At 42.2% G+C, this 15,518-nt stretch carries 15 protein-coding genes; all 15 read left to right on the plus strand.

Translation table 11 applies throughout. From position 1 onward, the window contains the following. The first annotated feature begins 3 nt into the window (after positions 1 to 3). The 15 genes from fliF to flhA all read left to right on the plus strand — a co-directional run bounded on the left by fliF (position 4) and on the right by flhA (position 15,511). Complete coding sequence (fliF, locus tag ABMY35_RS16185) at positions 4 to 1,710, plus strand: flagellar basal-body MS-ring/collar protein FliF (RefSeq protein WP_349287159.1); 1,707 nt, start codon at positions 4 to 6, stop codon at positions 1,708 to 1,710. After that, the gene (gene fliG / locus ABMY35_RS16190; RefSeq protein ID WP_058029196.1) at positions 1,703 to 2,746 is read left to right on the plus strand and encodes a flagellar motor switch protein FliG; all 1,044 of its coding nucleotides are present in this window, start codon (positions 1,703 to 1,705) and stop codon (positions 2,744 to 2,746) included. Before fliF ends, fliG begins: the two co-directional genes overlap by 8 nt. A 3-nt stretch (positions 2,747 to 2,749) precedes the next feature. Then, positions 2,750 to 3,568, plus strand: coding sequence for a flagellar assembly protein FliH (gene fliH, locus ABMY35_RS16195; RefSeq protein WP_349287160.1), 819 nt, complete (start codon positions 2,750 to 2,752; stop codon positions 3,566 to 3,568). Between the two features lie 18 nt (positions 3,569 to 3,586). After that, positions 3,587 to 4,918: a flagellar protein export ATPase FliI gene (gene fliI, locus ABMY35_RS16200; RefSeq protein WP_349287161.1), complete on the plus strand. Its 1,332-nt coding sequence runs from the start codon at positions 3,587 to 3,589 to the stop codon at positions 4,916 to 4,918. Beyond that, positions 4,918 to 5,361, plus strand: a complete 444-nt coding sequence (fliJ, locus tag ABMY35_RS16205) for a flagellar export protein FliJ (protein ID WP_349287162.1) — start codon at positions 4,918 to 4,920, stop codon at positions 5,359 to 5,361. The genes fliI and fliJ overlap by 1 nt, the downstream gene beginning before the upstream one ends. 86 nt (positions 5,362 to 5,447) lie before the next feature. Then, positions 5,448 to 7,931, plus strand: a complete 2,484-nt coding sequence (locus tag ABMY35_RS16210) for a flagellar hook-length control protein FliK (RefSeq protein ID WP_349287163.1) — start codon at positions 5,448 to 5,450, stop codon at positions 7,929 to 7,931. Between the two features lie 45 nt (positions 7,932 to 7,976). Then, positions 7,977 to 8,501, plus strand: a complete 525-nt coding sequence (gene fliL, locus ABMY35_RS16215) for a flagellar basal body-associated protein FliL (RefSeq protein ID WP_349287164.1) — start codon at positions 7,977 to 7,979, stop codon at positions 8,499 to 8,501. 10 nt (positions 8,502 to 8,511) lie between these two features. After that, positions 8,512 to 9,606: a flagellar motor switch protein FliM gene (fliM, locus tag ABMY35_RS16220; protein ID WP_349287165.1), complete on the plus strand. Its 1,095-nt coding sequence runs from the start codon at positions 8,512 to 8,514 to the stop codon at positions 9,604 to 9,606. 23 nt (positions 9,607 to 9,629) lie between these two features. After that, positions 9,630 to 10,028, plus strand: a complete 399-nt coding sequence (fliN, locus tag ABMY35_RS16225; protein WP_349287166.1) for a flagellar motor switch protein FliN — start codon at positions 9,630 to 9,632, stop codon at positions 10,026 to 10,028. Positions 10,029 to 10,114: 86 nt separating this feature from the next. Continuing rightward, on the plus strand, positions 10,115 to 10,423 hold the full coding sequence (gene fliO / locus ABMY35_RS16230) for a flagellar biosynthetic protein FliO (RefSeq protein WP_349287263.1): 309 nt from the start codon (positions 10,115 to 10,117) through the stop codon (positions 10,421 to 10,423). Beyond that, positions 10,416 to 11,156, plus strand: coding sequence for a flagellar type III secretion system pore protein FliP (fliP, locus tag ABMY35_RS16235; protein WP_349287167.1), 741 nt, complete (start codon positions 10,416 to 10,418; stop codon positions 11,154 to 11,156). Before fliO ends, fliP begins: the two co-directional genes overlap by 8 nt. A gap of 1 nt (position 11,157) precedes the next feature. Further along, on the plus strand, positions 11,158 to 11,427 hold the full coding sequence (gene fliQ / locus ABMY35_RS16240; protein ID WP_349287168.1) for a flagellar biosynthesis protein FliQ: 270 nt from the start codon (positions 11,158 to 11,160) through the stop codon (positions 11,425 to 11,427). A 1-nt stretch (position 11,428) separates the two neighbouring features. Then, complete coding sequence (gene fliR, locus ABMY35_RS16245; protein ID WP_349287169.1) at positions 11,429 to 12,208, plus strand: flagellar biosynthetic protein FliR; 780 nt, start codon at positions 11,429 to 11,431, stop codon at positions 12,206 to 12,208. A 3-nt stretch (positions 12,209 to 12,211) separates the two neighbouring features. Then, positions 12,212 to 13,342: a flagellar biosynthesis protein FlhB gene (gene flhB, locus ABMY35_RS16250; RefSeq protein ID WP_349287170.1), complete on the plus strand. Its 1,131-nt coding sequence runs from the start codon at positions 12,212 to 12,214 to the stop codon at positions 13,340 to 13,342. 69 nt (positions 13,343 to 13,411) lie between these two features. Further along, positions 13,412 to 15,511, plus strand: a complete 2,100-nt coding sequence (gene flhA, locus ABMY35_RS16255) for a flagellar biosynthesis protein FlhA (protein ID WP_349287171.1) — start codon at positions 13,412 to 13,414, stop codon at positions 15,509 to 15,511. Positions 15,512 to 15,518: the final 7 nt, after the last annotated feature.

Raw genomic sequence — 15,518 nt, forward strand, 5'->3', positions numbered from 1 at the left:
ACCGTGGCAACGAATCAATCAACCGATCTGACTTTAACCGATGGCACTGCTGGCGCTGGCTCTGAAGAGCAGCAAGAGCAAAAGTCGGGATATTTGAGCGCATTAAGTGGCGTTGATATGCTTCGCCAGGTGACTATTATCATTGCTTTAGCTATTTGTTTGGCAATAGCAATTGCGATTATCATTTGGGCACGCCAACCTGATATGCGCCCACTGGGCCAGTACCCAACCGAAGAGTTAGTCCAGACTCTAGACTTTCTAGATGCGCAGAAAATTGATTATGAGCTAGAAGGCAACACCATCATGGTTGCCGAAACCGATTACCAAACCATAAAACTACAAATGGCCCGTGATGGTTTCACACAAGCTCCAAGCTCAGGTACAGATATATTAATGCAAGACATGGGCTTTGGTGTGAGTCAGCGCCTAGAGCGTGAGCGCCTCAAGCATAGTCGAGAACAGCAATTAGCTCGTACCATTGAAGAGCTGCAAGATATTAACCGTGCCAAAGTACTGTTAGCTATACCTAAAGAAAATGTATTTGCGCGTCGTGAGAAAAAGCCTTCGGCTACCGTGGTTATTACTTTAAAGCGTGGTAGAACGCTTGGCGGTGAAGAAGTTGATTCGATTGTAGATATCGTTGCTTCAGCTGTGCAAGGTTTAGAACCCGCACGTGTAACAGTAACAGATCAAAACGGTCGTCTGTTAAATTCAGGTTCGCAGGACTCACTGGCTGCACGCTCGCGTAAAGAATATGAAATTGAGCGCAAGCGTGAACAAGAATATTTAGAAAAAATTGATAGCATCCTTATTCCTGTTGTTGGCCTCGGTAAGTATACCGCTCAAGTTGATTTAACTATGGACTTCAGTGCAGTTGAAGAAACACAGAAACGCTATAATCCCGATTTACCAGCTGTACGCAGCGAAACGACCTTCGAAGAAAGTAACATCGGAGGAATTACTGCGGGGATTCCTGGCGCGCTATCGAACCAACCACCAGTAAATTCAAATATTCCTGAAATCGCAGGTGGCGCTAACGGTCAAGGCTCATCGCCTTCTCGTTCACAAAAAGAAGCCACTCGTAACTATGAATTAGATACAACTATCAGCCACAAGCGTCAGCAAACAGGCGTGATTCGTCGAATCAGCGTTTCAGTGGCAGTAGATTATCTGCCAAAAGCAGATGAAGAAGGCAATATGACAATGGCACCTCGTAGCCAAGAGGAGTTAATGAATATTCGTCGTCTACTTCAAGGTGGTGTGGGTTTTGACATGCAACGTGGTGATGCGTTAGAAGTTGTAACTGTCCCGTTTGTTCGTGAGGATATCATTGAGCAAGCTGATCTGCCGCTGTGGGAACAAGATTGGTTTATGAAAACAATCCGTCTTGCGCTTGGTGCATTGGTTATTATTGTGCTTATACTGGCGGTTGTTCGTCCGATGCTGAAACGCCTAATTGACCCAGATGACACACTAGAGGACTTTGATGAAGACGCGTTAACAACCGGCGTAGACTTAGGTGATAGCACGTTAGATATGCTGAACAATGAGTTTGATTCATCAGCAGTTGGCTTCTCATCAGATGGTACTTTACAATTACCAGACTTACATGGCGACGAAGACTTACTGAAAGCAGTAAGAGCGCTTGTAGCCAATGAACCAGAATTATCATCACAAGTTGTGAAAGCGTGGTTAACGGAAGATGAGTAACGAAGAAGAACAAAAACAGCTCCCAGCAGCTTTTGATGTTGAGAAACTCGATGGGGTTGATAAAGCTGCCATCTTATTACTGAGCTTAACAGAAGAAGATGCTGCACAAATTTTAAAGCATCTTGAGCCAAAGCAAGTGCAAAAGGTTGGTATGGCTATGGCAGCCTTAGACGACCTTTCACAAGCTAAGATCAGTGCGGTTCATAACCTATTTATTGAGCAGATCCAAAGCTTCAGTACCATAGGTTTCCAATCTGAAGACTTTATCAAAAAAGCACTTACGGCTGCACTTGGTGAAGATAAAGCGGCAAGCCTAATTGACCAAATTGTCATGGGTTCTGGAGCGAAAGGTCTAGACTCATTGAAATGGATGGACTCAAAGCAGGTTGCCAATATTATTCGTAACGAGCACCCACAGATCCAAACCATCGTATTAAGTTATTTAGAGCCAGAACAGTCCGCCGAAATTTTGTCGCAATTCCCTGAAAAAGTCCGTTTAGATTTGACTATGCGTATTGCGAATTTAGAAGAAGTTCAGCCAGCTGCACTACAAGAGCTAAACGAGATCATGGAGAAACAGTTCGCAGGTCAAGCCGGTGCACAAGCTGCGAAAATGGGCGGCTTAAAAGCGGCAGCAGATATCATGAACTACCTAGACACCAATGTTGAAGGTCAGTTAATGGATTCAATCCGTGAGCATGATGAAGAGATGTCACAGCAAATTCAAGATCTGATGTTTGTATTTGAGAACCTGATGGATGTCGAAGATCGTGGTATTCAAGCTATTCTGCGTGAAGTACAACAAGATGTATTGATGAAAGCAATCAAAGGTACTGACGATGCACTGAAAGACAAGATCTTAGCGAATATGTCTAAACGTGCAGCTGAGATGATGGCAGATGATCTTGAAGCAATGCCACCAGTTCGCATCAGTGAAGTAGAAGCCGCACAGAAAGAAATCTTATCTACAGCTCGTCGCCTTGCAGATTCAGGTGAGATTATGCTGGGTGGTGGTGGCGGTGAAGAGTTCTTATAATCGATGAGTGATAAAAAGTTTTATAAAGGCAGACCGGTAGAAGGTGAAGCCATTGATGAATTGCTAAAAAGCTGGCCAATTCCGGATGTCAGCGAAGATCCGACCAAGTTCTCAGGCCGTTCTACGGCATTTGGGCAACCACTTGAGCAAGTTTATCAAAATCAGCAGCATACGCATGAAGATGAACCAGAAACGCAAGAGCCAGAAGAGTTTCCGACACTGACGCTTGAAGAACTTGAGCAGATCCGTCAAGACGCCTATGAAGAAGGCATTAAGCAAGGTCATGAACAAGGTTATATCGAAGGGTTCGATAAAGGGGTTACAGAAGGAAAAGAAGCTGGTTACAAAGAAGGCCTAGAAATAGGCAAAGAGCAAGGCTTAAACGATGTTAAACCTCTGATTGAAGAAAAGCTGCAATATTTAAGTCAGTTAATAGAAGGTATGGCAGCGCCTCTAAATAAAGTAGATGAATCAGTAGAGAAGCAACTTGTTCACCTTGCCAAATTATTGGCGGAGCAAGTGGTGTTTAAAGAGTTACAAACTAATCCAGAACTTATCTTAGTGGCACTTAAGAAATCTATAGATGCTCTGCCTATGGGTGAGCAGGGAGTAAAAATACATTTAAACCCTGAAGATTTGAGCTTAGTAGAAGAAGCGTATGGAGCTGAGCATCTGCAACAACAACACTGGCAATTAGTAGCTGAGCCAACGCTAGAAAGAGGAGGTTGTGAAGTAAAAACAGCCCAATCTTCAATAGATATGACACTTAAAACTCGTATAAATGAAATTATGGAGAAGTTCTTGCATGATAGTGGTATCTAATACCAGTAATTATCATGCATGAGTGTCGAAAGTCCTTTAGCTGAGCGTTTAACACGCTATCAAAAACACATTAAGCCATTTGCTACGGCCGTTGCTGGCAGCTTAACTCGCGTGGTGGGGTTAACCCTCGAAGCGCGAGGATTGAGTGCACCTGTTGGCAGTCAATGTAAAATCGAAACCATTCGCGGTTTTGTCAATGCCGAAGTGATTGGCTTCAACGGCGATACACTTTATCTCATGCCAAACGATCACATTTCTGGTGTATTACCAGGTGCGCGAGTGATCCCCCAATTAAACGAAACCGGCCTACCAGTTGGCATGTGCTTATTAGGTCGAGTCGTTGACGGCCTTGGAAGACCATTAGATGGTTTAGGTGCTATTGAAGCAGAGCACTATCTTAAGTTTGCTCAAGATCCAATCAACCCACTGGCGAGACGCCCAATCAGTCAACCTATGGATGTGGGTGTGCGCGCAATTAACTCGATCATTACCGTTGGGCAAGGTCAGCGTATGGGTTTATTTGCGGGCAGTGGTGTGGGTAAATCAGTTTTGCTTGGCATGATGACTCGTGGTAGTGAGGCGGATGTCATTGTTGTAGGCTTAGTGGGAGAGCGTGGCCGCGAAGTAAAAGAGTTTATTGATGAAATCTTGGGCCCAGAAGGTAGACGTCGCTCGGTTGTGGTTGCAGCTCCTGCTGATGCTTCTCCTCTGATGCGTTTAAAAGGTTGCGAGAGTGCTGTCACTATAGCAGAGTATTTTCGCGATCAAGGGTTAAATGTCTTATTACTTTTAGATTCAGTGACACGCTATGCTATGGCGCAGCGTGAAATAGCATTGGCAGTCGGTGAGCCGCCAGCCACAAAAGGTTACCCGCCTTCGGTATTTGCAAAACTCCCTGCGCTGGTGGAGCGAGCCGGTAATGGGGGTGAAGGGCAAGGCTCAATAACTGCTTTCTTTACAGTATTAAGTGAAGGGGACGACATGCAAGATCCTATTGCAGATTCGGCTCGTGCAATCCTAGACGGCCACATTGTTTTATCTCGTGAGCTGGCTGACAGCGGCCATTACCCAGCGATAGACATTGAAAAGTCCATTAGTCGTGTTATGCCACAAGTTGTGTCTGAGCCACATATGCAACAAGCTCGTGTACTAAAGCAAGTTTACTCAATGTATCAGCAAAACAAAGACATGATCACTTTAGGCGCTTATCAACAGGGAAGCGACCCTATGCTAGATCAAGCCATACAAATGATGCCGCAAGTAAATGGTTTCTTACAACAAGGTATGAAAGATGTATTGCGCTATGACGAGTGCTTACAAGGCCTCGCACAGTTACTAGGACAAGGCTAATGGCGAAAAATAAATTAGATTTACTACTCAAACTTGAGACCGATAAAGAAGAAAATTTACGCATTAACTATGTTCAAGCGCAACAAAACTTTGTCAGTAACCAACAAAAACTTCAGGGCCTAAACGACTTTCGATTGGAGTATAGTCAACAGCTTCATAACAGAGCCAAGCAAGGAATGAGTTGTGAAAGCATCAAACAGTACAATTCTTTCATCAACAAAATTGAAGAAGCGATAAACCAGCAAGCAACAACGGTGAGAACGGCGAAACAAGTTGAAGAGCAGCGTCGTAAATTGTGGTTAGCTCAACAAGCGAAAACTAAGGCGATTGCAAAGTTAATTGAAAAGAAAGCCATTGAAAAGCAAACCAAAGAAAATAAAGCTGAACAAAAAATGTTAGACGAGTTCGCAACGAATATATTTATGAGACGGATTGCAAGCTAGCTTGGCTTAAATATTGCTTTATTTTTACAGATTATAGAATTTAATACTAATGCGGCTTACGTTTGCCGCTCTGAAAAGGTGTAGATATGCTTAATTTAAAATTAGAAGTGGATCTAAAATTGAGCCAAGCTGAAAAAGCGCGATTTGCCAGTGAAAAAGAGCAAGCAGACAAAAACGCCTTTCATTCAGAGTTAGAGCGAGCTGAAAATGCATCAACGAGCGTTGATTCAACGAAGGTTACTACTAAAAATAGTGCGAGTGAACAAGATGCTATTAAAATTACCCAAAAGCCAGTGAGTGAGCACAATGAGAAAGTCAGTGATGTAGACAAACTCATGGTGGCAGACTCTAAAAAAGCAGGGGCTTTATCTAATAGTGATCCAGAGCAGAAAGAGTCGAGTGAAACGCCTTTAGCAGAAAACGCTCGCGAAGCGAGTGAACAAGCTGTTGATGATAAGAAAAAAAACTTAGAACAAATAGCTACGACAAAAGATACTGAGCAAAAAGCAAATATTAGTGTTTATCATGGGCAACAAGATCATGAGCAGGTGAGTGCTGAAGGTCAACAAGCGACTAAGCCAGTTACTGATAATAATGCTTTAAATGCTGGTCAAGTCGAACAACCTGATATTGCCAAGCCAAATAAACAAAATATTAATACACCTAGTCACACTGGTACGCTTACAAATGCTCAAGTTGAGCCTTCAACCTCTGATAAATTACTTGCTCAGATCCAAGCTTCGACAGCTCAAACTACCGATGTAAAACAGCACCTCGCGCCAGTGCCAAAAGCATTGAAAGACGTGCTAACACAGTTTGATAGAAGTAAAGAAGTTCTGCCTGTAAACACCGAGAAAGAAGCGGATGAAATTTCACCACCAGACTTAGGGCGAGATGAAAATGAAGCGGTAAAAGTAATGTCTGCTAAATCTGAACTAGTTTCATTACTTGGTGGGAAAATGCAAGTGGATACTAAATCATCTAGCCACACTGGTGAAGTCAACGCTTCATCGCCATTAGCAAGTAAAGCAACTCAAGAACCTCAGGGTCTATCTAAAGACGGCAAACCGAAAATTTTAAATGAACAAATACAATCTCAACCTGTTGCTCAGTCAGGTAAGGTGAATGAGGGGCTTACGGAGTCGGTTAATAATCAGGCTAGTAAAAGTGAAAAGTTAATTAGCAATGTAGCGGTACAGCAAACTTCACCTAAATCAAGCGAAAAACCATCATCTATGCTAATGAGTGAGGTGCAACCAGATGCTGATGTTAACCAAGTGTCAGATTTAAATGCGATTAAGAAATCTGATATTAATGTTACTCAAAAATCAAATGAACAAAACAATAGATTATCTCAAATACACGCTGATAAAAGGGTAGATACTTTAACAACTGACTTTAAGCAATCTGTAAAAGAGCCCACAGCAGATAATGTTTCTATTTCTAATGACGCAAAAGTAGTGACACATCTAGATAAGGTAATTGAACTCCAAGAAGGCAGTAACCGAGTTACAGATAAAGTGGTAAATTTGGCAGATAAAACCCCTGTCAACCCTAGTGCTTTAGAGCAGCAAATAAAGTCGCTGCCAAACCAAGAGAAACTTGCACTACAGCGCTCATTACAACAGGCCGTTGATAGTGGAAAGTTAGATGATGTGCAATTGGAACGTGCTGAACAGACAATATCAATACTTAAATCAAGTATTGATATGCATGACCAAGATGCTAAAAAAACTGAACCAAAAACAGCCAGCGCTATTGGTGTTATGGGAACTCAGAATAAAGGCAATGCTGATTTAACTAACTACAACAGTACAAAAGTAACAGCTCAAAGTTTATCTGAGACAGCTCAAGCATCTGTAGAACAAGCAAAGAATGAGCAAGTTTCAACTGCTGATTTATCAGACGTAATGCAGGCTAATAATGAACAGTTTACAAAGCAAGGCCGTAAAGCTGAGATGAGCCCGCAAACAGAGAATATTTTCAAGTCGATAATACAGCAGACACCATTAGCGAATACGCAATCAACACACGATTTAGATATTTCTCAATCAGTTCAACAGTTTGATAATGTATTGCAAAATGCGCAAACGCAGCAAAGTGCAGCAGTCACTCAAAAGGCAAGTACTGACCCGAATATTGCTCAAACTTTTAACCTGCAGAAAAATGATGCGGTAAAAGCATTACATGACAAAGTAAATGCAATGCTGAACATTAATAATAAAGAAGCCGAGATTCGCCTCGATCCGCCAGAGTTAGGCAGTATGCAAATTCGCATTCGCAGTGAAGCTGAACAGGCCCAGGTGAATTTTGTGGTTCAAAACCAGCAAGCAAAAGAGGCATTAGAACAATCTATGCCTAAACTTAAAGAAATGCTTGCTGAGCAAGGTATCCAGCTAGGAGAAAGTAATATTCAACAGGATTCTGGTTCAAGTTCTGAGCAAGGTACTGATGAAGCTCAAGAACTTGGTAATTCAAAGCTTGCTAATCAGGAGTCACAAGCGCAAAATAGCCAACAAACTAGAACAAATTCATCAAGCAGTGAATCCGGCATAGATTACTACGCATAACTGCTGCTAATATTGATTAGATTAGAATAAACTTGAAGGCTAGGCATGGCAGAAGAAACTGATTTAGAAATTGAAGAGTCGGGTGGCGGCAAGAAAAAGCTCATTATTATCATTGCTGCGGCTGTAGTTTTAATTGCAGGTGCTGTTGGGGCTTTTTTATTTTTATCAGGTGATGAAGAGCCGGCTGAGACTTTAGCGGAAGAAACGGTTACGACAGAGGCTGCTTCTGAGTCTTCAGGTGCAGAACTTGGTAGTGCATTATACGTGGCGATGCCAAGACCTTTCGTATTCAATGTGCCAGGCGCGAGCCGAGATCGAATTGTACAAATTAAGGTGCAACTCCTTGTGCGCGGTGACGTCAATGAAGAAGTTGCTAAGAAACATATTCCACTTATTGAAAGTACATTATTAGGTGTGCTTTCAACTACGACCGCTGACGAGTTAAGTACGTCTGCGGGTAAAGAAACTATCCGTCTAACCGCGTTAGATAAAGTGCAGGCCGCGATGGAAGCCGTTGAAGGCAGTAAAGTGATCGAACGCGTGTTATTCACCGGCTTTGTTATGCAGTAGCGAGGGTTAAGTGAGCGATTTATTATCCCAAGACGAAATTGATGCGCTCTTACACGGTGTTGATGAAGTCGAAGAAGACGAGATAGTCGAAGAGGGCGGTGAGTCCTCAGCAGGAGCACTGCAATATGACTTTTCTTCTCAAGATCGTATTGTTCGTGGTCGTATGCCGACCCTTGAGATTGTTAACGAACGATTTGCAAGGCATATGCGGATCAGCTTATTTAATATGATGCGCCGTACCGCTGAAGTCTCTATAAACGGCGTACAAATGCTCAAGTTTGGTGAGTACATACATACCTTGTTTGTTCCAACCAGCCTAAATATGGTGAGGTTTAGACCTTTAAAAGGTACTGGCTTGATCACCATGGAAGCGCGCTTGGTATTTATCTTAGTAGATAATTTCTTTGGTGGTGATGGCCGTTACCATGCAAAAATCGAAGGCCGAGAATTCACACCAACCGAACGTCGTATCGTGCAGATGCTTCTTAAAATCATCTTCGAGGACTACAAAGAAGCATGGGCGCCTGTAATGGATGTGTCTTTTGAGTACTTAGACTCAGAAGTAAACCCAGCGATGGCGAATATTGTGAGCCCAACTGAAGTGGTTGTTATTAGTTCATTTCATATAGAGCTTGATGGCGGCGGCGGTGATTTTCATATCTCACTACCTTACTCAATGCTTGAGCCTATTCGAGAGCTGTTAGATGCCGGTGTGCAATCAGATACAGAAGATACTGATTTGCGCTGGAGTAAAGCGTTACGTGATGAAATCATGGATGTCGAAGTAGAGCTATCTACGCAACTGTTAGAAATAGATTTATCATTAGAACAGGTTATGGGGCTTAAAGCTGGGGACGTTATTCCAGTTGAAATGCCAGAGCATATAACTGTTTTTGTTGAAGATTTACCAACATTTAGAGCGAAGATGGGCCGTTCTAGAGATAATGTTGCACTACAAATTAGTGAAAAAATTAAACGCCCTGAGTCTGTTAAATCTGAGCTGCATGTTTTCACAAAAGGTGGGAAAAAGCTCGATTCTGATGCTGAGCTGGCAGAGCTAGAGGAAGATCTTCACCTATCAGAGGGTGTGGATTTAGATTGGTAAGGTTAACTATTAGGTTTTAAGTTATGAGCGATGATCAAGATACTATGGATGAATGGGCGGCGGCCTTAGCTGAAGCAGAAGGAGCGGATGACGGTGGCGATGTTGCAGTTGCAGAGCTCGATGAGCTACAAGATTCGTCTCAAAGTTTATCGGCAGAAGAAAAGCGTAAGCTTGATACAATTTTAGATATCCCGGTCACCATTTCGATGGAAGTGGGTCGTTCTAAAATTAATATTCGTAATTTACTTCAGCTTAATCAGGGCTCAGTTGTTGAGCTTGACAGAGTTGCGGGTGAGCCGCTTGATGTACTTGTTAATGGCACCCTTATCGCCCACGGAGAAGTAGTTGTAGTAAATGACAAGTTTGGTATTCGTCTTACTGACGTTATCAGTCAAGTTGAGAGAATTAAGAAGCTACGATGAAAAAGGGGTTGCTTTGGGTTGCAGCGTTTTCCGCTCCGGCTCTTGCTGGGTCAAGTAATATTGGCCTGAGTAGCGATTTAGTATCAATGAGCCTATCACTTTTTTTAGTGTTAGGCTTAATTGTTGGTATGGCAGTACTTTTAAAAAGACTTAACCCTAGTCTGGGTAATAGCCCCGACTTTAAAGTTGTTAGAAGCTTTCCTTTAGGTAACAGAGAACGTTTGATGGTGGTTGAGCTTGATGGCAAGCACCATCTTCTGGGTGTCACTTCTCAAAACATTAATTATTTGTATCAGCTCGAAACACCTTTGAGTGATCAAAATACCCCCGCTTTTGCAAAAGAGTTAAGCCGCTTTATGATGCCGGCCAATAAGAAGAATAAAACAGATGATTAAGTTAAGTATAGGCATATTACTTTTGTTACTAGCGCCTTTTGCTGGTGCAGAGGGCATAGAAGCGCTGAGTGTTACGACTAATCCAGATGGGTCTCAAGAGTATTCTGTAACACTACAAGTTTTGGCTTTAATGACAGCCCTGAGCTTTATACCTGCGGCAGTGATTATGATGACCTCATTTACTCGTATTATTGTGGTGTTAGCCATACTTCGACAAGCCATCGGCTTACAGCAATCCCCTTCAAATCAGATATTGCTTGGCATGTCGCTATTTTTGACCTTCTTCATTATGGCGCCTATTTTTTCTCAAATTAATGATAAGGCGGTTCAGCCTTATCTCAATGAAGAGCTGACTTCGATTCAAGCGCTGGAACAAGCGAAAGAGCCAATTAAGGCCTTTATGTTGTCACAGACAAGAATCAAAGATCTTGAAACCTTTGCGAAGATTGCAGGTTATGACCAACTTGATAGCCCTGAAGACACCCCCTTTGTGGTGATTATTCCAGCATTCGTTACGAGTGAATTACAAACCGCATTTATTATTGGGTTTATGTTTTTCATCCCATTTTTGATTGTTGACCTCGTCGTAGCCAGTGTTTTGATGGCCATGGGTATGATGATGCTATCGCCAATGATTGTTGCCTTGCCATTTAAGATCATGCTGTTTGTTCTTGTTGATGGTTGGGGGTTAGTTATGGGGACACTTGCTCGAAGTTTTGGCTTAGGGGTCTGATATGGAACCAGAAGTTTTTGTCGACATATTAAGTGACGCGCTATTTGTTGTTATCAAACTCGTTGCAGCCATTGTTCTTCCAGGTTTACTGGTAGGCTTAGTCGTGGCTGTTTTTCAAGCTGCGACTTCTATTAACGAACAGACACTCAGCTTTTTACCTCGTTTGATTATCACAATAATTGCATTGATTGTTGGTGGTCATTGGATGACTCAGGTTTTAATGGACTATTTTCAAGGGTTGATAATGCAAATACCTGAAATCGCAGGTTAAAATGGAATTTACTTTTGCTGTAATTTTACAGTGGCTCAGTGACTTTATCCTTCCTTTAGTGAGAGTCACAAGCATGATGATGATTATGGCCGGTCTGGGTGCGAAAAGTGTACCGACTCGCATAAAGTTAGCATTGTGTGTTGTGATCACCTTTGCAGCGATGCCTATGCTGCCCAAGTCTCAATTTACAGACTTATTTTCTTTTGCCATGGTGCTGGTTGTCATAGAAGAGATGATTATTGGTTTTGCCATTGGTTTTGCTTCAATGCTGTTACTAAATACGTTCATCATTGCAGGTCAGATACTAGCAATGCAAACCGGCTTGGGTTTTGCGTCAGTTGTTGATCCTGCGAATGGCTTGAGTGTCCCCGCTGTGGGTCAGTTTTACCTGATCCTATCAACACTACTCTTTTTTGTTTTTAATGGCCATTTGATGATGATCCAAATGGTGTTATACAGCTTTGAAAGTATCCCTATCGGTCAGTTTACTTGGTCAATTGATAATTATTGGCAAATCGTTAATTGGGGAGGGTGGATGTTTGCAACAGCCTTGGCACTTTCTCTTGCTCCCTTAACCGCGATGTTAGTGATTAATCTTTCATTTGGTATTATCACTAGGGCTTCACCCCAAATGAATATTTTCGCGGTTGGTTTTGCATTTACGCTTGTTGCTGGTTTAATGATTATATGGGCGACGCTGGGTAACTTCATTGTGCAATATGAATTTCAGTGGCTTAAAATGACAGAGTTACTTTGTAATTTAATTGGCTGTACGGTGTAGAAAATGGCTGAAGATTCTGGTCAAGAGAGGACCGAAGAACCCACAGATAAAAAAATTAATGAGTCTCGCAAGAAAGGCCAAGTTGCCCGCTCAAAGGATCTAGGTACTACCTTTGTACTGATTTTTTCAGCGATTGCTCTGTTGATGTATGGCCCAGCAATCGCGAAAGGGCTCTATAACATTATGGGTCGTGGGCTAACATTGAATCGAAATGAAACTTACGACACCACGAAAATGTTCTCTGTTTGGGGTGAAATGTTCTCAGAGCTATTTTTTCCGATGGCTATGTTTGTATTTATTATCACAATCGCAGGTATTGTCGGGAATACCTTATTGGGTGGCTTTAATTTCAGTTGGCAAGCGGCAGCGCCTAAAGCGAGTAAAATGTCACCCATGAAAGGGATCAAGCGCATGCTGGGGCCGCAAGCCGCTATAGAGTTAGTGAAAGCTATTCTTAAATTTGTATTGGTTGCTGGCTTCGCAATTTTATTAATACAAATGTTTTTTTATGAAATTCTACACTTGAGTATTGAGCAGGTCCCAAGTTCAATTATTCATGCCCTAGAAATTCTGGCTTGGATGTTTTTGGCGCTTAGTTGCACAATGATAATCATCTCAGCAATAGATGCGCCTTACCAAAGCTATAACCACCACAAGCAACTAAAAATGACGTTGCAAGAAGTGAAAGATGAGTACAAAAACTCAGAAGGTGATCCGCAAATAAAAGCGCGAATTCGACGAACACAACGCGAAATGTCACAAAGGCGCATGATGCAGGATGTGCCAGATGCCGATGTCGTTGTTACAAACCCGACTCACTATTCAGTTGCGCTTAAATACGACACAGAAAAAGCAGGAGCACCGATTGTGCTTGCTAAAGGTGTTGATGAGTTAGCAATGCAGATAAGGAAAATTGCTAAAGGTAATGAGGTCCCTATTGTTGAGTCTCCCGTCTTAACACGCTCACTCTATCACACCACTGAAGTTGGCGATCAAATTCCAGATCAACTTTTCACTGCCGTGGCACAAGTTTTAGCCTATGTATTTCAGCTAAAACGTTATCAAAAAGGTCGTGGAAGAAGACCAACAAAGCTCAGTAATAACTTGCCTATCCCAGATGATGTAAAACATTAAATCCTGTAAATTTATTGGCTCACTAATTGCTTTATTAGACCAGTGTCAATATTTTGTAGTTGTTAAGTTATGGATTTTAAAGCAGTTTTACAAGGTCTTAATGAGAATAAAAAAGACTATGCAAAAGGGGTCGGAACACCATTATTAGTGCTTGCGGCTTTGGGCATGGTAATTTTGCCTTTACCTCCATTCCTTTTAGACATCTTATTCTCTTTTAATATCGCTTTGGCTTTGGTGGTATTACTCGTTACTGTTTACACAATGAAACCACTAGAGTTTGGCATGTTTCCAGCGGTTCTACTTATTGCAACCATCATGCGATTAGCGTTGAATGTAGCCAGTACTCGTGTTGTATTACTAGAAGGCCACAATGGCGGAGATGCTGCTGGTAAGGTAATTGAAGCGTTCGGCTCTGTGGTTATTGGCGGTAACTATGCCGTTGGTCTTGTTGTCTTCTTAATCCTGATTATTATCAACTTTGTAGTTATTACCAAAGGTGCTGGTCGTATTTCTGAAGTGTCAGCACGTTTCACTCTAGATGCCATGCCAGGTAAACAGATGGCAATTGATGCTGATTTAAATGCTGGTTTTATCAGTGCAGATGAAGCACGCAAACGCCGCGACGAAGTAACACGTGAAGCGGACTTTTACGGTTCAATGGATGGTGCTAGTAAGTTCGTAAAAGGTGATGCGATAGCAGGTATTGTAATCCTAGCCATCAATATTATTGGTGGTTTATTTGTTGGTATGATCCAACACGACTTAACATTTTCAAGAGCCATGGAAGTATATACATTACTTACCATTGGTGATGGCCTGGTTGCACAACTGCCTTCTCTTTTACTTTCAATTGGTACTGCAATCGTCGTTACTCGCCAAAACGAATCTCATAACATGGGTGAGCAGTTTAAAACTCAGTTAGGAAATGAGAAATCTCTCTATATTGCTGCTGGTATCTTAATTACAATGGGTCTAGTACCTGGTATGCCACATATTGCATTTTTAAGTTTAGGTGCGCTTCTTGGTTACTTGGCTTATTACACGCAGCAGCAAAAAGCAAAAGCAGAAGAGGAGCAGGCTCAACAAGAAGCCAAAGGTGGAGATGTTGCAGCTAAACAACAAGATCAAAAAGAGCTTGGCTGGGATGATGTTCAACCGGTCGATGTGATTGGCTTAGAGGTTGGCTATCGTTTAATTCCATTAGTTGATCAGGCTCAAGGTGGTGAGCTTTTAAGCCGCATTAAAGGTGTTCGTAAAAAGCTTTCACAAGAGCTTGGCTTCTTGGTTCCTCCAGTGCACATCAGAGATAATCTTGAATTAGATCCAAATGAATACCGTATCACCCTTATGGGGGTAGGTTCAGGAAATGGCGAATTAAAACATGGTGATGAATTAGCCATAAATCCTGGGCAAGTATTTGGCCCAATCAATGGCGTAGCAACGACTGATCCTGCCTTTGGTTTAGAAGCGGTTTGGATTAAGCCTGAGCAAAAAGACGAGGCGCATTCATTAGGTTACACAGTCGTAGATGCTGCGACCGTTGTCGCAACTCATATTAGCCAATTGCTTACAAACAACGCATCACTGCTACTAGGACATGAAGAAGTACAAAATTTATTAGATATGCTCGCTAAGTCACACCCTCGTTTAGTCGAAGGCTTAGTACCAGATATTTTACCTCTTACGACGGTTGTTAAAGTACTGCAAAACTTATTGAATGAAGGGGTTGCAATTCGTGATATGCGCTCGATTGTTCAGACCCTTGTTGAGTATGGTCCACGAAGTCAAGACCCAGATGTATTAACCTCTGCAGTGCGAATTTCACTGCGTAGACTAATTGTTCAAGACGCCGTTGGCGGTGCAGATGAAATTCCTGTCATAACATTGGCGCCTGAGTTGGAACAGATGTTGCATCAGTCACTTCAGAACGCAGGTGATGAAGGGGCTGGAATAGAGCCAGGCCTTGCGGAGCGACTTCAAGCATCATTAAGAGAAGCGCACCAAACGCAAGAAATGCTGGGCGACCCATCCATCCTTCTAACCTCAGGTATGTTAAGAAGTGTGCTTTCAAGGTTTGTCAAACATACGATCCCAGGTCTTCGAGTGATGTCATATCAAGAAGTACCAGATGAAAGACAAATTAAAATTGTAAGCTCAGTTGGACAATAGATAGGAA

This window comes from Pseudoalteromonas sp. BZB3 (assembly GCF_040104455.1).
GTDB lineage: Bacteria > Pseudomonadota > Gammaproteobacteria > Enterobacterales > Alteromonadaceae > Pseudoalteromonas.